Source organism: Thiomicrospira aerophila AL3 (genome assembly GCF_000227665.2).
GTDB lineage: Bacteria > Pseudomonadota > Gammaproteobacteria > Thiomicrospirales > Thiomicrospiraceae > Thiomicrospira > Thiomicrospira aerophila.
Genome location: NZ_CP007030.1, coordinates 1,424,010 through 1,445,459 on the forward strand (window position 1 = coordinate 1,424,010; position 21,450 = coordinate 1,445,459).

At 44.2% G+C, this 21,450-nt stretch carries 23 protein-coding genes; 1 reads left to right on the plus strand and 22 read right to left on the minus strand.

Annotation, left to right across the window (positions count from 1 at the left end):
- Positions 1-22: 22 nt before the first annotated feature.
- Both THIAE_RS06945 and tsaE read right to left on the minus strand, forming a co-directional pair.
- On the minus strand, positions 23-1,771 hold the full coding sequence (locus THIAE_RS06945; protein WP_006461096.1) for an N-acetylmuramoyl-L-alanine amidase: 1,749 nt from the start codon (positions 1,769-1,771) through the stop codon (positions 23-25).
- Positions 1,772-1,878: 107 nt separating this feature from the next.
- A complete protein-coding gene (gene tsaE / locus THIAE_RS06950) occupies positions 1,879-2,382 on the minus strand; it encodes a tRNA (adenosine(37)-N6)-threonylcarbamoyltransferase complex ATPase subunit type 1 TsaE (RefSeq protein WP_006461097.1) in 504 nt (167 codons plus the stop codon).
- Here tsaE and queG point away from each other — a divergent pair.
- Positions 2,374-3,582, plus strand: a complete 1,209-nt coding sequence (queG, locus tag THIAE_RS06955) for a tRNA epoxyqueuosine(34) reductase QueG (RefSeq protein ID WP_025299357.1) — start codon at positions 2,374-2,376, stop codon at positions 3,580-3,582. The genes tsaE and queG overlap by 9 nt on opposite strands.
- Here the strand turns inward: queG and THIAE_RS06960 are convergent.
- The 20 genes from THIAE_RS06960 to THIAE_RS10965 are packed head-to-tail and all read right to left on the minus strand — an operon-like array spanning position 3,548 to position 21,448.
- Positions 3,548-4,027, minus strand: coding sequence for a chemotaxis protein CheW (locus THIAE_RS06960; RefSeq protein ID WP_006461099.1), 480 nt, complete (start codon positions 4,025-4,027; stop codon positions 3,548-3,550). The two genes, queG and THIAE_RS06960, sit on opposite strands and share 35 nt — an antisense overlap.
- 7 nt (positions 4,028-4,034) lie before the next feature.
- Complete coding sequence (locus THIAE_RS06965; protein ID WP_006461100.1) at positions 4,035-6,029, minus strand: chemotaxis protein CheA; 1,995 nt, start codon at positions 6,027-6,029, stop codon at positions 4,035-4,037.
- Between the two features lie 49 nt (positions 6,030-6,078).
- Positions 6,079-6,537, minus strand: coding sequence for a protein phosphatase CheZ (locus THIAE_RS06970; protein WP_006461101.1), 459 nt, complete (start codon positions 6,535-6,537; stop codon positions 6,079-6,081).
- A 20-nt stretch (positions 6,538-6,557) separates the two neighbouring features.
- Positions 6,558-6,956 (minus strand): chemotaxis response regulator CheY, encoded by a 399-nt coding sequence (locus THIAE_RS06975; protein WP_006461102.1) that lies wholly within the window; start codon positions 6,954-6,956, stop codon positions 6,558-6,560.
- Between the two features lie 41 nt (positions 6,957-6,997).
- Positions 6,998-7,726 carry an RNA polymerase sigma factor FliA gene (locus THIAE_RS06980; RefSeq protein WP_006461103.1) on the minus strand — a complete coding sequence of 243 codons (729 nt, stop codon included), beginning with the start codon at positions 7,724-7,726 and terminating at the stop codon, positions 6,998-7,000.
- Positions 7,727-7,753: 27 nt separating this feature from the next.
- Positions 7,754-8,653 carry a MinD/ParA family protein gene (locus THIAE_RS06985; protein ID WP_006461104.1) on the minus strand — a complete coding sequence of 300 codons (900 nt, stop codon included), beginning with the start codon at positions 8,651-8,653 and terminating at the stop codon, positions 7,754-7,756.
- Positions 8,646-9,788 carry a flagellar biosynthesis protein FlhF gene (gene flhF, locus THIAE_RS06990; RefSeq protein WP_006461105.1) on the minus strand — a complete coding sequence of 381 codons (1,143 nt, stop codon included), beginning with the start codon at positions 9,786-9,788 and terminating at the stop codon, positions 8,646-8,648. The genes THIAE_RS06985 and flhF overlap by 8 nt, the downstream gene beginning before the upstream one ends.
- 23 nt (positions 9,789-9,811) lie before the next feature.
- Complete coding sequence (gene flhA / locus THIAE_RS06995; protein ID WP_006461106.1) at positions 9,812-11,905, minus strand: flagellar biosynthesis protein FlhA; 2,094 nt, start codon at positions 11,903-11,905, stop codon at positions 9,812-9,814.
- Positions 11,906-11,964: 59 nt separating this feature from the next.
- Positions 11,965-13,182, minus strand: coding sequence for an IS256 family transposase (locus tag THIAE_RS07000; RefSeq protein ID WP_006461071.1), 1,218 nt, complete (start codon positions 13,180-13,182; stop codon positions 11,965-11,967).
- A gap of 48 nt (positions 13,183-13,230) precedes the next feature.
- The gene (gene flhB / locus THIAE_RS07005; RefSeq protein ID WP_025299359.1) at positions 13,231-14,364 is read right to left on the minus strand and encodes a flagellar biosynthesis protein FlhB; all 1,134 of its coding nucleotides are present in this window, start codon (positions 14,362-14,364) and stop codon (positions 13,231-13,233) included.
- Between the two features lie 28 nt (positions 14,365-14,392).
- Positions 14,393-15,172 carry a flagellar biosynthetic protein FliR gene (gene fliR, locus THIAE_RS07010; RefSeq protein ID WP_006460519.1) on the minus strand — a complete coding sequence of 260 codons (780 nt, stop codon included), beginning with the start codon at positions 15,170-15,172 and terminating at the stop codon, positions 14,393-14,395.
- Positions 15,169-15,444 (minus strand): flagellar biosynthesis protein FliQ, encoded by a 276-nt coding sequence (gene fliQ, locus THIAE_RS07015; RefSeq protein WP_006460520.1) that lies wholly within the window; start codon positions 15,442-15,444, stop codon positions 15,169-15,171. Before fliQ ends, fliR begins: the two co-directional genes overlap by 4 nt.
- Complete coding sequence (gene fliP / locus THIAE_RS07020) at positions 15,444-16,202, minus strand: flagellar type III secretion system pore protein FliP (protein WP_006460521.1); 759 nt, start codon at positions 16,200-16,202, stop codon at positions 15,444-15,446. Before fliP ends, fliQ begins: the two co-directional genes overlap by 1 nt.
- Positions 16,202-16,570: a flagellar biosynthetic protein FliO gene (fliO, locus tag THIAE_RS07025; protein WP_006460522.1), complete on the minus strand. Its 369-nt coding sequence runs from the start codon at positions 16,568-16,570 to the stop codon at positions 16,202-16,204. Before fliO ends, fliP begins: the two co-directional genes overlap by 1 nt.
- Positions 16,570-17,031 (minus strand): flagellar motor switch protein FliN, encoded by a 462-nt coding sequence (gene fliN, locus THIAE_RS07030; protein ID WP_006460523.1) that lies wholly within the window; start codon positions 17,029-17,031, stop codon positions 16,570-16,572. The genes fliO and fliN overlap by 1 nt, the downstream gene beginning before the upstream one ends.
- Entirely contained in the window at positions 17,024-18,043 is a 1,020-nt protein-coding gene (gene fliM / locus THIAE_RS07035; RefSeq protein ID WP_006460524.1) for a flagellar motor switch protein FliM, read from the minus strand. Before fliM ends, fliN begins: the two co-directional genes overlap by 8 nt.
- A gap of 6 nt (positions 18,044-18,049) precedes the next feature.
- The gene (locus tag THIAE_RS07040; protein ID WP_006460525.1) at positions 18,050-18,592 is read right to left on the minus strand and encodes a flagellar basal body-associated FliL family protein; all 543 of its coding nucleotides are present in this window, start codon (positions 18,590-18,592) and stop codon (positions 18,050-18,052) included.
- Positions 18,593-18,630: 38 nt separating this feature from the next.
- Positions 18,631-19,491, minus strand: a complete 861-nt coding sequence (motB, locus tag THIAE_RS07045) for a flagellar motor protein MotB (RefSeq protein WP_006460526.1) — start codon at positions 19,489-19,491, stop codon at positions 18,631-18,633.
- Between the two features lie 21 nt (positions 19,492-19,512).
- Positions 19,513-20,364 carry a flagellar motor stator protein MotA gene (gene motA / locus THIAE_RS07050; RefSeq protein WP_006460527.1) on the minus strand — a complete coding sequence of 284 codons (852 nt, stop codon included), beginning with the start codon at positions 20,362-20,364 and terminating at the stop codon, positions 19,513-19,515.
- Between the two features lie 46 nt (positions 20,365-20,410).
- Positions 20,411-21,448, minus strand: coding sequence for a methyl-accepting chemotaxis protein (locus tag THIAE_RS10965; RefSeq protein WP_006460528.1), 1,038 nt, complete (start codon positions 21,446-21,448; stop codon positions 20,411-20,413).
- Positions 21,449-21,450 lie beyond the last annotated feature (2 nt).

Sequence of the window (21,450 nt, forward strand, 5' to 3'; positions counted from 1 at the left end):
ACCCAACCTGATTGACAAGATATTAACTCGCTGCAAGCAATTGTTGACGAATAGGAATCCGTAGTTCGGTGCCCACCCTAAGTTGATTGGCATTGGTAAGATTATTCATCTGCATGATCTCATTGACCGACACACCATGGCGCTGAGCGATACGCGACAAGGTATCTCCTGACTGCACTCGATATGTACGATGATAATGAACAGTCATTTTATCAGTAATAGGAATACGCAATGTGCGACCCACGACTAATTGATTAGGGTTACGTAAGCCATTTAATTGCATCAGTTCACGGGTGCTCACGCCATAGGTATCGGCAATGCTTGATAGATTATCACCTCGTTGAATTTGATGGCGCACAAACAAAGGCTCACCCCAATTAGGCTTATGTCCAGATTCTTGCAAAAATGCTTGCAAACCACTTGCTAAAGATCGCGCAAATTGTTGCTGAAATCTTGGATTCACTAATAGCCTTTCATCCTCGGGATTCGATATAAATGCCGCCTCGACCAAAATAGAAGGCATATCGATTGATCTTAACACCGCAAAATTAGCGGCCTGCACCGATGATTTATGTAAATGCAAGCCATTGCCATTCATGGCGGCCAGCACCTGAGAACCTAACTTACGACTCGCTTGTAAACTCGACTCACGTGATAAATCACTCAGCACAAAAGCCACATCTTGATCACGCCCAGCGAGCGTGACAATGCCTAATGCCTCGTTTTCACGCTCAGCAATCGCGCGCGCCATGGCACTTGAAGCACCACGCTGTGATAATACATACACCGAACCGCCACGGGGTTGTGGACTAGTATAGGCATCAGCATGAACCGAAACGAATAAATCCGCTTGATGGCGACGAGCGATTCGCGCACGCTCATCCAATCCAACATAGACATCACGATCACGCGTCAGTACCGCTCGCATACCCGGCAACCGATCAATCTCTGCTTTTAGTTGTTTAGAAATGGCCAGCACCACATCTTTTTCGAATAAACCCGAGGGGCCAATCGCACCCACATCATTACCGCCATGACCCGGATCGATGGCAATCACAAACTCTTTACTCATGCGATTATGCTGTTGCAAGGTGTTGCGCACCGCCGGTTGGGCCACCGCGGGCTGGGGTGAAGATGATACTGGCTGCGCAGCAGTTGGTTTGGGCGCTGCAGCTGCAGCTGGCGTTTGTGATGCCGCGGGGGCTGGTGCCGGAGCTGGTTGAGGCGCTTTTGCGACAACAGTCGCTGGAGAAGATTGCGAAGGTGTAGATTGTGACACTGTAGCGGCAGGCGTAGCGACTACCGGCGCTTGAGCTATTTGGGTGTCAGCAAGCGGTGGCGCAACCTGACGTACACGCTCACTAATATCGACCACTAAACGTTGCGGGCGCTGAGCTGTTTTTGCTAACACAAAATGCTTATACTCATATCCTGCTGATAAGTCCAGTACCACGCGCGTTCTCTGCGCATCGGTTGCCATACGAATGCCTGACAAGCGGGGATCTTGAAAACGCTGATTACGAAAACTGACATTACTTTGAGCGCCTGGAAAATCAATGACAATCCGCGGTGGATTATCAAGGTGCATCACCCGATAAACATCCGTATTTGCCATTTCGAACACCACGCGCGTCTGATCCGGCGTTTGACCCAAACGCACACTATTGACTTCTGCAGCAATAGCCACCTGGCTTGTTAACAGTAACAACAGCGTAAATAAGGCTTGAAGCCCTAGTTTAGATTTTGATGTGACTGGCTTAGAGAAGTACATGGCTACAGCACCTGCTGATTAATTCGTATCTTCAGTATAATCCATCGAAACAGCAAAAATCAACAACAACAATAGGTTGTAAGTGTTTTTTAAAGTAATTTTTAGCTTCAATCAAACCGAGCTAACCAATCCTGCATGCAAGAATCAAACGTTTTTATATTTAGGTAACGGCCCGTATCAGAAATACTTAAGTCTAAAATAATATCTGCTTTAGGCAAAAAACCCTCTCCTTTTGACGGCCACTCAATTAACAACACATCCGCTTGCATTTCCAGATCACGAAAACCTAGATACTCAAGTTCTTCAGCCTCTACCAAGCGATACAAATCCGCATGCAATACTCTGCAATCGTCGGTGTCCGACTCATAACTTTCAATGAGTGTATAGGTTGGGCTTTTTACCCTTAAGGTCGCGTCTTGCATCAGCGTTTTGATAAATGCTTGAGAAAAGGTCGTTTTACCAGCACCCAAATCGCCAGCAAGATACCACACTCTAGGACGATCATTTGATGAAGTCTGCAACCAATGGTTTGCTAACCCTTGCCCCATCTTCTGAGTCGTTTCCGTATCAGCTAAATAGTATTGTTTGGTAGAATACTGATCATGAACCATATATCAAACGCCTCCGAAAACGCTGACGATTTAAATCAATTAAGTAGGCTTATTTCACAACATGCCTACAGCTTAGGTTTTAGTCATTGTGGTATTAGCAATACCGACTTGAGTGCACATGAAGCTGATTACTTTAATTGGATCGGCTTAGGCTATCACGGCACCATGGACTATATGGAAAAGCATGGAACCAAACGTACCCGGCCAACTGAACTGATTCCAGGCACCCAAAGTGTTATTAGTGTGTTAATGCCTTACTTTGAGTATGAACAACACCACCCTATTACACAGCTTCAATCTTCACAACAGGCTTATATCTCACGTTATGCACTTGGACGAGATTATCATAAGGTTCTGAGAAAAAAGCTAGCCAAACTGGCGGAATATATCCTCACACTAGAACCTCAAGCTGCACTCCGTGGCTTTGTTGATTCAGCGCCAGTACTGGAACGACAACTCGCTCATAAAGCGGGATTAGGTTTTTTAGGCAAAAATAGCCTATTAATTCACCCTAAAGCCGGCTCGTGGTTTTTTATTGGTGAAATTTATACGAATTTGATACTTCCAACACACACCAGATCAGTAAAAGATGGCTGTGGTAGCTGCCAGGCCTGCATCCAAGAATGCCCCACCCAAGCGATTGTCGCCGACGGTGTTGTTGACGCCCGCCGATGTATCTCATATTTGACCATTGAACATCCCGGCCCTATTGATGAAGTATTACGGCCTTTAATGGGTAATCGCATTTATGGTTGTGATGATTGCCAATTAGTCTGTCCTTGGAATCATTTTACGCCACCCAACCAGCAGGTCGATTTTAAAGTGCGCCATCAGCTTGACCAAGCCAGTTTGATTGAGCTGTTTAGTTGGACAGAAGCAGAATTTGAGCAAAACACGGCCGGTTCACCCATAAGACGAATTGGCTATGAAAAATGGCAAAGAAATATCGCCACAGCCCTAGGAAATGCGCAATTTGATGTCGATATTGTTACATTGCTTGAAAAAAACCTTGGCAAGGTCAGTGAAATGGTTGATCAACACATAAATTGGGCGCTACAACAGCAACTTAATAAGCAAAAACCTGAGGTGAAAGATCAAAATCTGCAAAAACCAGGGCGCCCATTTCATGCCGCAAAATACTATTTACCCAAGGCTATTAAAACAACTACTCAAACAGGCTTTCTAGATCGACCTGAATGATGACTTGGTCACGATAATGCGCGATGCTCGAGATCCCTTTTGCACCACGACTATTATTATAGTTAGATAAGGATTCAAATAAATGCTCAGGTATATCTTGCACTTCTTGCACTTGATCAACTAACAAGCCTATTGCATGCTCATCATCTAGCTCAACCACAATAATCCGAGCTTGATCTGAAAGAGGCTTATCAGGCAATCGAAATAAACGCCTGGCGCTTACCACAGTAATAATAATCCCACGAACATTAATGACACCCAATACTTCCGCAGACGAGCCAGGTACTTGCCGAATTTGCCCAACCCTCAAGACCTCACGAATACGATTAACACTTAATCCATATCGTTCATCTTCTAAACTGAACACAACAAAACGAATGGTCTTATGCAGACGCTCGTCATCATAGTCATTATCTTTTTGGTCTGAAATATTCACGTCTTTCACACTTTACCTATTGAAAACGTTCAACAACGCCAGGGACATCTAAAATAAGTGCAATATTACCATTGCCTGTAATCGTCGCGCCGGCATAACCTCGTAAATTTGACAACTTGACCCCCAAAGGTTTGATCACGACTTCTTCTTGACCGTTTACCTGTTCAACGACCATACCAACCCGCTGACTGCCAAAAGAAACAATAACGACTTTATAGCCCTTAAAATCGCTGATAGCCTGATCTGGTTTCAGCCAATTAGACAGAAATAACAATGGCACACTTTTGTCTCTCAAGCGTACCATCTTACGATTATCAATAAAATTGACGTTATCCGCATTGTAATCAAAAATCTCTTGCACACTCGTCAAAGGTACCGCATAGCTATCGCCATCAAAAGAGACCATCAAGGTAGGCAAAATAGCCAAGGTCAATGGCACACGAATTAAAATCCGCGTACCCTCACCATATTTTGAGTCGATTTCAATACTACCATTGAGTTTGGTGATCATATTTTTGACCACATCCATACCCACGCCACGACCCGATATGTCACTCACCTTTTCAGCAGTAGAGAAACCTGCAGCCATAATCAACATATAGGCCTGACGATCATCTAATTGCTGAGCCGCCAATTCATCCATCAAGCCTTTTTCAACCGCTTTACGACGCAATAAATCAGGATCCATCCCCTTACCATCATCGAGAATTGATAGCAGAATATGATCGCCCTCCTGCTCTGCAGCAAGAATGATTTTTCCTGTTTTATCTTTACCGTTTTTAATTCTTTCATCAGGTAACTCAATACCGTGATCTACAGAGTTGCGGACTAGGTGCACTAGCGGATCGGATAAGGCCTCAACTAGATTCTTATCTAAGTCAGTTTCTTCACCACGCAACTCGAGATCAATATGCTTACCAAGCTTTCTAGCCAAATCACGTACAACACGAGGAAAGCGTCCAAATACTTTTTTAACCGGCTGCATCCGTGTTTTCATAACCGCATTTTGCAAATCAGTGGTGACATGATCCAAATTGGAAACTGCGTTTGCTAGCGCCTCAACACCACCGTCATGGCTTCGAATGGTTAACAATCTATTGCGCACCAATACCAGCTCACCCACCAGGTTCATAATCTCATCTAAGCGTTTTGTATCTACTCGAACAGTTGACTCTGGCGCAGCAGCAGGTTGTGCGGCGGCTGGACTAGTTGTTGTGGCAGTCGGTTTTACAGCTACAGGTTTAGCGGCAGGCACCTCTACAGGCTTGGGCTTAACATCTGTAACTTTAGCCGCGGATGCGGTCGAAACAGCTGACTTTGGTTTGGTTGGCTCAGGAGCGGCTATTTTTTCATCGCGCTGAGCGAGCAACGCTTCAAATTCTTCGTCAGTTATCTCACCGTCAGGGTCAACCCCATCAGGGAGCTCAAGTTCGACAACGGGTTCGGCAAGTGGACTCTGAGTAAGCGCATCTCGTTGAGCAAGCAACGCCTCAAACTCCTCATCGGTCATATCACCATCAGGATCAACATCATCAGGCAAAGCAAGAGGAGGGCTAGCAACAGCAATTAAATCATCCGTTTCAGCTTCTACATCTTCAAGGGCCTCATCAGTGGCGCTTTCAGCAACCAGCTCACCGCGATAGATTGACTCAAGTGCTTTCAAAACCTCACTGGGTGCATCTTGAAGTTCGCGCTCACCCTGCTGCAAAGCACTAATCATCGCCCGAATAACATCAAAGGCTTTTAAAATGGTATCAGCTACCTGCGCATCATAGGCCAATTGTTGATTGCGAATACGATCAAAAACATTTTCAGCAAGATGGCACACGCTTACCAACGAATTAACACCTAAAAAGCCGGCGCCGCCTTTAATCGTGTGAAAACCACGGAAGATGGCATTCAGCAACTCCCCATCATCTGGAGCCGCTTCAAGCGAAATCAACTGCTCATCCAACTGAACAAGTAACTCATCAGCTTCAACTAAAAAATCCTGTAAGATTTCCTCATCCACTATTCGCAATCCTTTTTTGACTGTCCACAAGCGTTTTGTTTAAACAAAACTAGAGACCCAGTTGAGCCAATAGGTCATCGGCTTCTTGCTGAGAAGACACGCTATCTTGTTTACTGCGTCTGGTAATATTTGGGCCCATACCCTGCTCGCGCTGTTCAGCATCATCATCACTATTAGTGCGATACTCGCCTAATATTTCGCGCATCTTTTCATGCTGACTACGCAATTCAGACGTCAAACGATTTAAAATCTGTCCGTGCAAATCCGCAAACTCTTGAGCTTGCATGATTTTTTGTAAGGCTACATGTGTAGCCTGATCGCCATCATCCACGTTGAACTGTAACTGCTCGCAAACTTCAAGAACAGTATTTGCGGTCTGTTGACTCTGCTCGAATAAATACTCATAAGATTCAAGCCATTGTGCTTGTTGATCGCCAAACTCATTCTGCCAAAACTCAGTTAGTTGTTGTAATGCAGATGAGGTCTGCACTGTGCTAGCATCTTGCATATCCAACCTCGAATTCGTAATTAGGATGAACGCTGTGCAACACGCTCAAAAATCTTTTCAATCTTTTCATTAAGCGTAGTTGCCGTAAAAGGCTTAACTATGTAGCCATCCACACCGGCTTGAGCCGCTTCCAAGATTTGACTGCGTTTAGCTTCAGCCGTGATCAATAAGAAAGGCGTATCCTTTAATTGCTGATCTGCTCTAACACGACGCAATAACTCAATGCCTGTCATCTTAGGCATATTCCAGTCACTGACAATAAAATCGTATTTACCCGTTTGTACCATCGGCCACGCAGTTGCACCGTCGTCTGCTTCATCAAAGTCGTTAAACCCTAATTCTTTTAACAGATTTTTAACAATTCTGCGCATGGTTGAAAAGTCATCAACTACAAGAATTTTTATGTCACGATTTATCATTAAAAATACCTATCTTAGTCTTTATCTTATTAACTTTAAATTTATGTCCAGTTTACTAGCTTTGAACGTAATCGCTTAATCGCCGAAGAGTGAATTTGACTAACCCTCGATTCGCTCACACCTAATACTTCACCAATTTCCTTTAGATTAAGCTCTTCATCATAATACAGAGCCATAACAAGCTTTTCCTTTTCTGGTAGCTGGTCGATATGCCCTACCAAAGCCTGCTTGAAATCATCCTGAGCAAGTAGACTTAATGGATTATCATCTTTGTCATCTGAAATGTGCGATTCAGCCAATTCAAAATGATCAGGTTCATCAATCGATAGTAGTGATGCGCCTTGCGAGTCCTGTAGCATTTGATGATACTCAGCAATTGTTATGCCTAAACCATTGGAAATCTCATCATCTGTTGGCTGACGTCCGAGCTTACTTTCAAGCTCAGCAATCACCCTACTAATCTCGCGTGATTTACGGTGAACCGAACGTGGTGTCCAATCACCACGTCTAATTTCATCTATCATCGCCCCGCGAATTCGAATCGAAGCATAGGTCTCGAAACTCGCACCCTGCTGTTGGGCATATTTTTGCAAAGCCTCTAATAAGCCAACCACACCAGCCTGAATCAAATCATCTACCAATACAGAACTAGGTAAACGCCCTCGCATATGATAAGCAATTTTCTTGACCAGTGGCATGTGCTGTTCAACTTCTTGCCAAGTTGGTTGCTGCTGATTAGCGACGCTTTGATAGGCTCGCGTATGACTCATCTGATTACTCACTCGGCTTGCTTAAATTTACATTCTCAAAAAATTACGTACAAACTGCCCAAAATAGCCTGCCGAATCACTATTTGCAGAAGCATGCAAATTTTGCGCCATCTTATCAAATGCTTTTGCAGCATGACTAGATGGATAACTTATCACTACCGGCACTTGTTTTTGTACAGCTGACCGCAGGTCTTGGTCAAATGGGATCGAACCAAACAACGAAATGGATACTTTTAAATATTGCGTACAAACACTAGAGAACTTTTCATAGAGTCGATTACTATGTGCCGGTGAGCGACTCATATTAACGACTAGCTTGAAATTTTTAACGCTATAGTCTCGACTCAATACCTTCACTAACGCATAAGCATCAGTAATAGAAGCGGGTTCATCACAGACCACAATCAATACATCATCAGCGGCTTGGCAGAAAGTGACTACGCTGTCAGCTATACCGGCCGCTGTATCTACAATCAGTAAATCCATATCTGTCCCAAGGCGCTCAAACTCTTTCAGCAATCCTAGGTTTTCTTGCGGGGACAAATTAGCCAATCGCTTCACCCCTGACGAAGCAGGAATAATTTTTAAACCTGCCGGACCATCCTGAATAATCTCGCGCAAAGTTTTTTGACCATTTATAACATGCGACAAATTAAAAGGCGTATTTAGACCTAGCATAATGTCGACATTAGCCAGACTAAAATCTGCGTCCATCACCATCACTTTCTGGCCCATTTTGGAGAGCGCCACGCCTAGGTTAACAGATACATTTGTTTTACCCACACCACCTTTGCCACTGGCAACAGCTATTACTCTTACTCGATTATCATTTGACGATTCGTCAGACAATACAGGGGCGGATGCAGAAACCTTTTGTTTGATCTGCCCCTTCATCGCTCGCAGTCCGGCAGCTTGGTCATTATGCACCGCTCACCTCCTTAGCCCAACCCATTTTAAGTAGCTGGTCATAATCTGTAGTATTTTGAGCTAAGTTTTGCTGCCCTAACAACATGGCGCGATCGACTAACTCATGAGCACTCAACCGCTGTAAATCTTCAGGAACACGTTGACCAACTGAGGTGTAAGCCAAAGGTAAACCGGAATCTATCAAGACATTCATTGCATGCCCCAACTGAAGTGCCTCATCGAGTTTAGTTAAAATACAACCGTGTAAAGTGACCTGCCCAAATGAATGAACGATATCCCGCATAACATTGAGCTGCGTAGCGGCAGAAAGAACTAACAAATTACGCAAAGGCCGCTGCGGGGACTGACCCGCAGTCAGCTGCCGTGACAAATGCAAATCACGCTGACTCATTCCAGCCGTATCAATCAAAATTAATCGCTTACTTGTCAGAGTATCAAGCAAAACGTTTAACTCTACTTGCGTATTAGCAATATAAACCGGTACACCAATCAAATCTGCAAAGGTCTTCAACTGCTCTTGTGCACCAATTTTATAACAATCGGTAGTAATCAAAGCTAAATGACTAGCACCATAACGCAACACAAACCGACTCGCAATTTTTGCAATACTAGTCGTCTTGCCAACCCCAGTAGGCCCTACTAGTGCGATAATACCGCCCTGCTCAATTACATCCTGCTGCATAATGGGTAGCATAGACTCAATATCTTGCATAAGAAACGACCAAGCCTGATCTTCATCTTGATCACAGTCAGCCACTAACTTTTGACACAACTCAACGCTTAATCCAATTGCCATCAAGCGTTTTATTAAGCGCATTTTAGCGGGCTTTGCCTGAGCAACTTGCCCCCAAGCTAAACTAGATAATTGCTGCTCAACTAGACTTTTCAAGGCTTGAATATCTTGTGCCATACGATCTAAGTCTTGCTGATGACTCATAGACACTAATTCTGGACGCAAAAAAGCCGACGACTCGGCCGATAGTGAAGTTGTCGGCCTAGCATCTAAACTGACGACCACTTCAACACCTCGGTCCAACTGCCTAGATGAAATAATGACCGCATCATCACCAAGCTCTTGTCGAACCTGAGCCATCGCCTGTCGCATGGTATCTGCCGAAAAACGTTTAACTTTCACGCTCTAGTATCCTGTTGCTCTTTTCAACTATTACCTACCCGAGCTACTACGCCTATTTGAAGCCCTTCAGGCACTTCAGTGTAAGCCAATATATTTAAGCTTGGCAAACTGAAACGAAACAGCCTAGCCAATTGCACACGAATTTGAGGCGAAACTAATAAAATAGCAGGCTCACCCTGACCCTCCAGTTTTTCAACTTCACTTCTAAGCGTTTTGTGTAGCCGCTCAGCAAGACCTGGTTCAATCGCTAATTGTCCTTCAGGTGCACCTTGGCTAGCCTGCATCAATAACTGCTCAAGAGATGGATCAAGCGTGATCACCTGCATACTTGTTTTCATACCAATAATAGCTTGTACAATCGCACGGCCAAGTGCAGCTCGAACATGCATTAATAGCTGGGCGGCATCTTTGGTCTGCACCGCTTTTTCAGCAAGCGCCGCAATAATATTTCGCAAATCTTTAATCGGAACTTTTTCCGCCAATAAGCCTTGTAATACTTTCACCACCGTAGCCAGAGGTAAACTATCAGGCACGAGATGATCAACCAGTTTAGGTGAACTTTGCTTCAACTTATCCAACAATTGCTGGGTTTCATCAAAACCTAACAGCTGCGCAGCATTATCTTGAATTACCTGGCTGATATGTGTAGCAATAACGGTACTGGCATCGACCACAGTATAACCTAGAGCTTGTGCTTCCTCACGATCTTCTAGTTTAATCCAAACGGCTTCTAGACCAAAAGTGGGATCTTTCGTTTTAGCACCCGCAATCTCACCAAATACCTGACCAGGGTTAATCGCTAATTCTCGGTCTGGCATGACCTCACCCTCTCCAACCGCAACACCCATCAACATAATCCGGTATTGATTAGGTTTAAGCTCAAGATTATCTCGGATATGCACAGGAGAAACCAGAAAACCCAACTCTTGAGAAATTTTACGCCGAACCCCGCGCACACGATCTAATAGTTGGCCATTTTGAGACTGATCAACCAATGAAATAATGCGGTATCCTACCTCTAGGCCCAACAAATCCACTTGATTCACATCATCCCAACCTAATTCAGCTGGTTTGGCTGGCGTATCATCTTTGGGATCCGATAAGGATGGCTGCACTAACTTAGCTTGTTGTTGGTTATGATAAATCCAATAAGCGGCCCCGCCAGCGATCGCTGCAAAGGATAAAAAAGCAAGATTGGGCATACCGGGAATCACCCCCATTGCTCCCATAATACCCGCAGTCACCGCCAATGCCTTAGGATCGGAAAACAATTGATTTTCAACTTGCTCCCCCATATCCTTGGTATCACCTGAAACACGGGTCACAATTATAGCGGTTGCTGATGAAAGCAATAACGCAGGAATTTGTGCGACCAAACCATCACCAATTGTTAACAAGGTATAGATTTCAACCGCCTCGCCAAATGTCAAACCGTGCTGACCAACGCCAATGGCAAAACCACCGATTAGGTTAATAAGTAAAATAATAATACCGGCAATCGCATCACCCCGAACAAACTTACTGGCACCATCCATTGAGCCGTAAAAATCCGCTTCTTGGGTAATTTCTTTACGACGCTCCTGTGCTTGCTCTTGCGTGATCAAGCCTGCACTCAAATCAGCATCAATAGCCATCTGTTTACCCGGCATAGAGTCTAGGGTAAAACGAGCGCTAACCTCAGCAACGCGTCCTGCGCCTTTAGTGACCACAACGAAGTTAATAATAACCAAAATGGCAAAGATGATAATTCCCACTGCATAGTTGCCACCGATAACAAAGGCACCAAAAGCCTCAATAACCTTTCCAGCAGCATCTCCACCGTTTTGACCTTCAAGCAGGATGACTCGAGTAGAGGCAATATTCAGCGACAAGCGAAATAAAGTGGCAACAAGAATAATAGTCGGAAAGACCGCGAAATCGAGTACCTTCTTTGCATAGACCGTGACCATCAAAATAACCAAGGACAACACAATATTGAAGGTAAAAAAAACGTCCAACAACCAAGGTGGCAATGGAATCGTAATCATGCCTAATAGGGCTAGGATAACAAGTGGTGCGCCCAAACCTTGCTTAAACCAGCGTTGCACTTGTTGTAAACGTGATGTTTGGGCGATCATAATGACAAATTAGGGCTCTTGTTGAGCCTGTAAATAATTCTGTGTAAACGCTCGTTGGGTTAAACATATGCTTGCAAGCGTTCTTCATGCAGAATCATAAACTGGTTCATTGCTGCATTCCAGTCACGAATTGGCATCGTCCATTTCTTTGAGGCTGATTCAATCGCCAGAAAGATGATTTTAAAGGCCGAATTGTCATGACTGAATAGTTTGCGATTTTTAATCGCCTTGCGAATCACTGAGTTCAAGGATTCAATGGCATTGGTGGTGTAAATCACCTTACGAATCGCCTGCGAGTATTGGAATACCGTGGCGATATTGTCCCAATGATTGCGCCAGGAACGGCTGATACTGGGGAATTTGGCATCCCATTTCGTCTCGAACTGCTCCAGCGCCAATAGAGCCTCTTCCTCTGTAACGGATTGGTAAATCTGCTTGAGGTCAGTGGCTACCGCCTTGCGCTCTTTGTAGCCGACGTATTTGAGTGAATTGCGCACCATGTGAACAATACACAGTTGCACATCGGTTTTAGGGTACACAGCACTAATCGCTTCGGGAAAACCGGTTAAACCGTCGACCGAGGCGATAAGAATGTCTTTCACGCCACGGGCGTGAATGTCATTCAATACGCTTAACCAGAACTTGGAAGATTCGGTTTCTGACAGCCATAGCCCTAAGCATTCTTTTTGACCAGAGAGGTTGATGCCGAGTGCGACGTACATGGTTTTTCTGACGATCTGCTTGTCTTGACGGACTTTGATCACAATGCCGTCGAGATAGAGCACCGGATAAACCTCATCGAGCGGACGGGAACGCCAAAGGGTGACCTTTTCCATCACCGCTTCGGTGACTTTTGAGATGAGTGTGGGCGAAACCTCCGCGCCATACATCTCTTGAAAGGTCGCGACGATATCACGGGTGGTCATGCCTTTGGCATAGAGGGCGAGAATTTGGTCATCCATGCTGGTCAAGCGCGTCTGACCCTTTTTCACCATAACGGGCTCAAAGGTGCTTTCGCGGTCTCGCGGTACGCTAATATCAACCTCACCATGGTCGCCCTTGAGGGTTTTGGTGGAATAGCCATTACGACTGTTAGCACCCTCGGATGGCTGATGTTTGGCATAGCCTAGGTGAGCTTCCATCTCAGCGCCGAGAGCCGCTTCTACGGTCATTTTGAGCAGTGCGGCGGAAAGTTGAGATAAGTCGGCTTGGGTTTTAACGTCTTTGGCCAGCTCAGCAGCCATGGCTTTAAGTTTTTCTTGATCGAATTGGCTCATAGTATTTTTCCTTTTTGGGGGATTTTAAACTATGAGCGTTTACACAATTTAATTTACAGGCTCCTCTTGTTTTAAATCTGGCGGTATAAATAAAGTGTTAGGATCAAAACTTGCCTCTCGACCATCTCGCAGACTGAACACATAGGCCAACACGGCGGCCACTGCACGAAACAAACCATCAGGTATGGGCCGATCAACCTCAGCGTTATAGTATAACGCACGGGCCAAGGCCGGTGCTTCGATAATTGCAATATCATGCTCATTCGCCAAGGTTCGCATCTGCAGCGCTTGAAAATCAGCACCCATAGCCAATACAATCGGCGCCGACATTTCGGTTGGCTTATAAGAAAGTGCCACCGCAAAATGAGTCGGGTTGGTAATAACCACATCGGCTTGCGGTACTTTTTGCATCATCCGCTTTTGCGACATTTCCATTTGAATGCGCCGAATTCTCGCTTTTACCTCAGGATTACCTTCTTGCTGCTTATACTCTTCCTTCACTTCTTGTTTAGTCATTTTGAGTTTATTTTGATGTTGATAAATCTGAAATGGCACATCAACAATAGCCACAACAATAAGTGCCAAACTCACCACAATAAAGGCTTCGATAATAATTTTTGCTGAATGAGCAAGTGCTTGTTTTTCGGACTCCATACCTAAGGAAATAAGCTCACCAAACACCAAATAAATGAACACCACAGCCACCAATAACACCAAACTAAACTTGGCCAGTGCCTTTAACAGTTCCATTAAGGCCTGCATCGACACCATTCGCTTTAAACCAGCTAGTGGGTTTAACTTTTCAAATTTAGGCGCCATCGCCTTAGTACTGAAATTAAAACCGCCTAGCAATGACGATCCAATAATCGCCACAGCGGCCATTAAAATCAAAAAAGGCACTATTAGCCATATAGAAGCGACCGCCATAGCTATCAACAGGTCGAGTGTTTTTGTTAAATCAAAAACGTGATCACGATCAAGGCTCAAGCCCGCAATCATGACCTCCTCAAATGCCGCCATCATGCTTGGACCAAAAAAATACAAAAAGAGTGCCGCCGAAATAACCATTAAAAACGTGGTGAGCTCTCTCGAACGCGCGATATCCCCCTTCTCCCTTGCCTCACGAAGGCGTTTCTCGGAGGGGTCTTCGGTTTTTTCTTGACCTTCTGCATTTTCAGCCATCTTGGTCGTTTATCCTATTGGGTCGTGTTTATAGTGGATTTAATCTAAGCAGTTCAATGGTATCAATCGCTCTATTCAACAATTCTTGTAAATGAGGCAATACCATTGGCGTAATAAACAACAGCATCACCAGGCCTGCTAACAAGGTCACTGGAAAACCTACTGCAAAAATATTAAGTGCCGGTGCGGCACGAGTAATCACACCAAATGAAATATTGATCAATAACAATGCCGTTACCGCAGGCAATGCTACCAACACACCACCACTAAACATAAAGCGTCCAAATTCATAGACCAACCTTAAACTTTCAACTGTAAGCAAATTGGCTCCCACAGGTAAAAGCTCAAAACTGCCCGCCAGGATATAAATCACCATCATATGGCCATCTAGCGCCAAAAATAACAGCGTGACTAAAATAGTAAAATACTGTGATACCACCGGTGTTTGTACACCGGTAGCAGGGTCAACCATCATCGCAAACGCCAAACCCATCGCCATGGCAATCAACTGGCCAGCAATAACAAATGCCTGAAAAACCACCATTAGAATCACGCCCATAGCTAAACCAATCAAGATCTGCTGAACCATAAAGCCTAATCCAGTCCATGAGAAAGGATCCACGGGAGGGGGTAATGGAATCATCGGTGCGATTACAATCGCAATCAATAATGATAAAAGAATCCGAACACGAGCCGGCACGCCTCGCATACCAAATAACGGAATAATCGATAACATGGCACCGATTCTAACAAAAGGCCAAAAGTATAACCCCAGGCCTTGGATAAACTCGGTGTAGGTGAAGGTCATTGTGAACCTATAAGCTCTGGGATAAGCTGATAAAGCTCCAAGGTAAAGGAAAGCAGTGTCGTTAGCATCCATGGCCCTGCAATCATAAGAGCTAATACCACCACAGCGAGCTTGGGAATAAAACTTAGCGTCATTTCATTGACCTGAGTTGCCGCTTGAAACATACCAATCACTAACCCCACCACCAAGGCAGGAATTAACAAGGGAGCCGCCAATAAAACCGTGACCTCCAACATCCTTGTGCCTAGCGTTAAGACCATTTCAGGTGCCATCAGACGCCTCCCGCAACAACAAAGCTATTCGCAAGCGTACCTACTATAAGTGTCCAACCATCAATCAACACAAACAGCATAATCTTAAAAGGCAATGAAATAATCATCGGGGATAGCATCATCATACCCATTGACATCAATAGACTTGCAATAACTAAGTCGATAATCAAAAAGGGAATAAAAATCATAAAGCCAATCAAAAAAGCCGTTTTAAGCTCGCTAGTAATAAACGCTGGTACTAAAATTCGTAGCGGGACCTCTTCTGGCGCCACAAGGGTTTCACCCGCCATTTCCGCAAACAAGGCTAAATCACTTTCTCGGGTTTGCTCAATCATAAACTGATGCATCGGAATCAAGGCTTGGTTAACCGCCTCCTCAAAACCTATCTCTTCACTCAAATAAGGCTGAATAGCCGTTTGATTAATTCGATCATAAACGGGCGCCATAATGAAAAAGGTTAAAAATAGCGCTAAACCTATCAGCACTTGCGTAGAAGGTGTCTGCATCGTACCCAAAGCTTGACGTAACAAGGCTAACACTATAATAATCCGCAAAAAAGCCGTTGTCGCAATCAACACTGCAGGTAACAGCGTTAGCGCTGTCATGATAAGCAAAATTTGCAGGCTAAGTGAAATATCCTGATTACCCTGATCATCCATTTCAATAGTGAACGCAGGAATACTCGGCATAGCCACTGAAACTAAAGGAAATAAGCTTACCACCAAGCTAGCAACCCCCAGGATAAGACGCTTAACCATTAAGCCTTGCCTCGCTTCATCTCTTCAATCGCTTGCTGCAAACGCTTTGCAAAGGCCTGTGGTTTTGGTACCTGGTTCGTTTCAGAAGGCTCATCTTGACAATCAAGAGGCTCTGCAAGTCGGTGGATCAAATTAATTTGCGATGGTGTCACACCGATCAACAACTGTTCCTTGCCTACTGCAACAACGATCAGCTTTTCGCGCTGACCAACCGCAACCTGCCCTACCAATCGTAATTGTTTATCAGACAAGCCACCAAACTGTCCGAAGCGTTTTATAAACCAAGCCAAAGCAAAAATGGCTAGCAACACAAAAACGAGTGCCAGCATAATTTTACCTAAATAGTCAGTCGGGTTAAAAACGTCCATTAGCGCAACTTTTTAATTCGCTCTTGCGGACTAATAACATCAGTTAAGCGCACGCCAAATTTATCATTTACGACTACCACCTCACCATGGGCAATCAGCGTACCATTAACCAATAAGTCTAGCGGTTCGCCAGCCAAGCGATCCATCTCAACAATCGAGCCCTGGGTGTAAGAAAGTAAATTACGAATAGAAACCTTGGCACGACCAATTTCCAACTGCAAGGTCACTGGAATGTCGAGCAACACATCTAAATCCACTTTTTCACGGCCTGATGAGTCTTGCGCTCGCAAAGCCTCTAAACCGGCAATATCAACCTCTTTTGATACTGAATCCGCGGCATCAGCCTGCTCATTTAAAGCAGCTGCCCAAGGATCATCAGCGGCCTCGTCACTGCCACCTTCAGCTGCAGCCTGCTCAGCCAACGCATCACCCCAATCTGCATCATCTTCTTTATCAGTCATTAAACCAATCCTTTACATTTTCTACCGCTTTTTCTTTATACGCTGGATGACGTAGCACTTCATTAATTTGAATCGCTTTTTTATCCTCACGACGTCCAAGCTTGCCACGCGCAAAGGCAATATCTTCAGCCATCAAAGTCACTTTCTTAGGCATTTCAAATGGAATAATATCACCCACTTCCATATTCATTATGTCGGCCATACTTAGGTTGATCTCTGCTAAGTTGGCAGATACATTGACCTTAACATCTTTAACCTCATCTTTGAGCGTCTTCGACCATCGGTTATCCGCTTCACCTTTTAAGCTCTGCATCGCCTCTTCTAGCTTGTCGCGCACAGGCTCGAGCATGGCATAAGGCATTACGATATCAATACGACCATCGATTTGCTCAAAACGTATATTAATCGGACTAACTACCACCATATCTGTTGCGTCAACAATCGAAGCAAACTTTGGATTCATTTCTGAATGCATGTATTCGACTTCAATGTTCATCAAAGGTGCCCAAGCACGTCTTAAATGCTCATTGATCATATCTAAAATACTGCGAATCATACTCATCTCGACAGGGGTATATTCACGCCCCTCTATCTTAAAAGGTAGCGTACCATTGCCGCCAAAATAAATATCAACAGCGGTAAAGATAAGCTTTGAATCTAGGGTAAACAAAGCCACGCCATTGAGTGGATTTATACGATAAATATTAAGGCTGGTCGGAACATAGAGATTACGCAGATAGTCAATCATCTTAATGATCTTAACTTCAGATGCATTCACCTCTACACTAGCTAAGATCATTTCATTGAAGTGGCGTTGAAAACCACGAGAAAACCGCTCATTAATGATATCTAAAGCAGGCAGACGACCACGGATAATGCGCTCTTGGTTGGTAAAATCATAACTTTTAACTTCACCAGCTGGCGCAGCATCACCATCCTCAACGGTTACATCACCGTCGCCCATACCTCTTAACAAGGCATCAACTTCATCTTGGCTTAAGATATCATCCATAATCGACTACTGAGTTACGATACGCGTCAAAAACACATCTTCAATTAAGTCTGGAAAAATTCGATAGCGCGGTGAGATAGTACGCGCAATTTCGAGTATTTCCAATCTTAAAGACTCAACACCATCAGGATCATTGATTTGCGTGTAGGTTTTGCGTCGAAGAACATTTTGAATATCGTTCATCAAGTGAGGGCGCATCACCTCCATGTCGGCAACAACAGCAGGATTACTAGACATGAACTGCAAATCTACCGCTAGAAAGCGCGCGCGCCCCTCACCTTGAAAATTAACTACAAACTTCATATCCATAAAAGCCGGTGGCGTACCAGCAGGCGGATTAGGATAGGTTTTAAACTGTGCCATAAATTCCTGGTGGGCTATTTCTTCTGCAGTTAAAGGTTCAGAAGGTGCTTTTAACACAAAGAACAATACAACTACAATTAAAGCGGTTACCAGTAAACCCACTACGGCCACTAATGCAATGATTAAGCCTTTTTTTGACTTGGGCTTTGCTAGATCTTCGTCTTCTGCTGGTTTTTTGTCTGCCACCTTAGTTCTCCCATTTTGCTAAATCAATTATTTATACATTATTGTAAACTAGTTAACGCAGGCGCATCGCTTATTGAACGAATACGCCTAATGGCCTCATCATTTAGCACCACAATACTAATCCGTCTATTTCTAGGATTATAAGGATTCGACTTATCAAGGTGAACGGTATCAGCCAAGCCCACAACCTGAACAACCTGTTCATACTTAACCCCGCCCTCAATCATCAGACGTCGTGCTGCGTTTGCACGGTCAGCAGATAATTCCCAGTTGGTATAGACCGCTGCCGCACCAAAAGATATCGAATCTGTGTGCCCCGCAATACTAATCTTACTGGATGAACTAGCCAAAACCGCGCCTAGTTCTCGGATAATTGTTTGTGCATAGGGTCTGGGTTGATCAATGCCTGCAGCAAACATTGGACGTCCACGATCATCGACAATTTGGATTTGTAAACCGTTCGGAGTAATATCAAGGCGAATTTGTTCTTTAAACTCTTGCAGGACAGGGGATGCTTCAATACGACTTTCGATTTCCCGCTTAAGCCGATTCATTTCCTCCAAATCACGCGCGCTCTGCTGATCATTAAACTGATCACTTGTCGTACCCCGGCTTGGGTCAAGCATACCCCCCATATCAATAATGGATTCGGTCGCTCTACCTTGGCGTTGTGATTCTATAAGTGTATGAGGAGATGCATTAATAATAGTTGGATCACGAAAAAATTCAGCCATGGCTTTTAATTCAGAATCACCGCTACCACTCAGTATCCACAGCATCAAGAAAAAAGCCATAGCAGCAGTCATAAAATCAGCTAGCGCAACCTTCCAAGCGCCACCATGACCATGATGAGGTGCTTTTTTAATACGCTTGATGATAATAGACTGTTCGTTACTCACTGCAGGACTCCAGTTGGGTCATTATTTTTGAGTTTGCAGGTAAGACTCAAGCTCTTGAAAACTAGGTCTATAGTGACCTGGAATGGATTTACGGCCAAACTCAATTGCAATCGCAGGGGCATAGCCATTAACATTCGCCATTAAACAGGTTTTAATCGTCAGGAAGAACGCACTCACTTGTTCGGCACGATTTTTCATATCTGTCGCTATAGGCCCAACAAAAGCGTAAGACGCCAAAATACCCAGAAAAGTGCCGACTAGGGCTACCGACATGTGGTGTGCAATTTCTAATGGACCCGCATCAAGATATGACATCGTAATAATGATCCCCAGTACTGCAGCGATAATACCAAAACCTGGCAATGCCTCTGCCACCCGATTAACAGCTTCAGCTGGCATCATCTCTTCATGATGATGAACCTCTAGCTCAAGGATCATTAAATCTTCTAATTGATAAGGATTGCTGGCACCGCTAATCATTAAGCGAAGATAATCGCAAATAAAGTCAACAGCATGGTGATTATTCAATAAAGCGGGATAACGTTTGAAAATATCACTAGCATAAGGGTCTTCGATATGGGCTTCAATTGACATCAAGCCTTCACGACGTGCCTTATTAAATATACGAAACATCAGCCCTAAAAGATCAAGATACAACTCACGGGTGATGGTTGATTTCTTAACCAACCCCAAAGCTTGGGTTATACCTGACTTTATAACCCAGCCTGGATTGGCAATAACATAAGCACCAAAGGCACAACCAAAAATAATCACCATTTCCAAAGGTTGAAACAAAATGGCGGCACTGCCATGAGGAAGGTACCCCCCAAAAAAACAGACCAGCACAATTATAGTTCCAACGATGGCTTTCACGGCTCATTCCAATTAAATTATTAAGTTGGAATTATAACAAAGCTATTTAGTTTGCGGGTATAAGCTTTGAAATATCTAATTGAGTCTGCTCAATAGTATTTAAAGTTTGTTCAATCATTTGCAAGTTATCTAACACTTTCGTTGCCTGCATCCGACTTGAATCAACACGAGTCTGGCCATCTTCCATTACTTTCACTGCGCTACGAGCACGGTTTTGCAGGTCTTCAATAATGCCTTGAATCTCACGCGTAGCCTGCTGAGTACGACCAGCCAGTACACGCACCTCATCCGCTACTACCGCAAAACCACGACCATGCTCACCCGCTCGCGCCGCTTCAATTGCGGCATTAAGTGCTAACAAGTTAGTTTGTTCAGCAATGTCACGAATAAGCACCAATACTGTACCAATGTTGTTACTATCAGACTCAAGTTGCTCAATAACTTCAGTCGCACGATGCACTTCTTGCCCGAGACCATCTACTTCAGAAACAACCTGATTAACGGAATCCAAACTCACTTGAGAACTGCGTGATGCCTGACCCACTTCCTTATTCATGCGTTCAATTAAACCCAATAAAGCAGGATTTACCGCCGGCAAATTAACAACCGGCTTAACTTCAGAAGCAAGTTGTAATTGACGAGCCTTGGCTGAGGCTAACTCCTCTTCCATATCGGCAAGCGATGACGAGTAATTTTGAATTTTAGACTCTAGGTCATAAACCTGTTGTTCTTTTTTATTTAACTGGGTTTTTAAGGCATCCGTTTGATCCTTAACCTTAAACAACACCTGATTTAACAGATCAATAACACGCTGATCATAGCGAGCCGAAATAGGCGGATCAATTTCTTGCGCACGATTTAAGTCATGTAACGTACCAATCAACTCATTCTGATCAAACTCTGCTTGGCGATTACACCAAAACAAATAAACTATAGCCGCGACGATAACACTCGTTACCCCGACTAAAATTGCACCATAACCCAATAAGGCTGGGACCGTTATTGATGCTGCATCCGCAAACACCCAGGTTGGCCATGCTAGCAATCCAAAACTCAGTCCAACTGGACGAAATAAGCTTTTCATCC

What these genes read in the sequence shown, in the direction of transcription:
- flhA (WP_006461106.1), bottom strand. Translation starts at nt 11,905, where the DNA reads ATGATCGCCCAAACATCACGTTTACAACAAGTGCAACGCTGGTTTAAG.
- fliR (WP_006460519.1), bottom strand. Translation starts at nt 15,172, where the DNA reads ATGACCTTCACCTACACCGAGTTTATCCAAGGCCTGGGGTTATACTTT.
- tsaE (WP_006461097.1), bottom strand. Translation starts at nt 2,382, where the DNA reads ATGGTTCATGATCAGTATTCTACCAAACAATACTATTTAGCTGATACG.
- THIAE_RS07000 (WP_006461071.1), bottom strand. Translation starts at nt 13,182, where the DNA reads ATGAGCCAATTCGATCAAGAAAAACTTAAAGCCATGGCTGCTGAGCTG.
- THIAE_RS10965 (WP_006460528.1), bottom strand. Translation starts at nt 21,448, where the DNA reads ATGAAAAGCTTATTTCGTCCAGTTGGACTGAGTTTTGGATTGCTAGCA.
- flhB (WP_025299359.1), bottom strand. Translation starts at nt 14,364, where the DNA reads ATGGCTGAAAATGCAGAAGGTCAAGAAAAAACCGAAGACCCCTCCGAG.
- THIAE_RS06970 (WP_006461101.1), bottom strand. Translation starts at nt 6,537, where the DNA reads ATGCAAGATGCTAGCACAGTGCAGACCTCATCTGCATTACAACAACTA.
- THIAE_RS06975 (WP_006461102.1), bottom strand. Translation starts at nt 6,956, where the DNA reads ATGATAAATCGTGACATAAAAATTCTTGTAGTTGATGACTTTTCAACC.
- THIAE_RS06980 (WP_006461103.1), bottom strand. Translation starts at nt 7,726, where the DNA reads ATGAGTCATACGCGAGCCTATCAAAGCGTCGCTAATCAGCAGCAACCA.
- queG (WP_025299357.1), top strand. Translation starts at nt 2,374, where the DNA reads ATGAACCATATATCAAACGCCTCCGAAAACGCTGACGATTTAAATCAA.
- fliQ (WP_006460520.1), bottom strand. Translation starts at nt 15,444, where the DNA reads ATGGCACCTGAAATGGTCTTAACGCTAGGCACAAGGATGTTGGAGGTC.
- fliO (WP_006460522.1), bottom strand. Translation starts at nt 16,570, where the DNA reads ATGGACGTTTTTAACCCGACTGACTATTTAGGTAAAATTATGCTGGCA.
- fliN (WP_006460523.1), bottom strand. Translation starts at nt 17,031, where the DNA reads ATGACTGATAAAGAAGATGATGCAGATTGGGGTGATGCGTTGGCTGAG.
- fliM (WP_006460524.1), bottom strand. Translation starts at nt 18,043, where the DNA reads ATGGATGATATCTTAAGCCAAGATGAAGTTGATGCCTTGTTAAGAGGT.
- fliP (WP_006460521.1), bottom strand. Translation starts at nt 16,202, where the DNA reads ATGGTTAAGCGTCTTATCCTGGGGGTTGCTAGCTTGGTGGTAAGCTTA.
- THIAE_RS06945 (WP_006461096.1), bottom strand. Translation starts at nt 1,771, where the DNA reads ATGTACTTCTCTAAGCCAGTCACATCAAAATCTAAACTAGGGCTTCAA.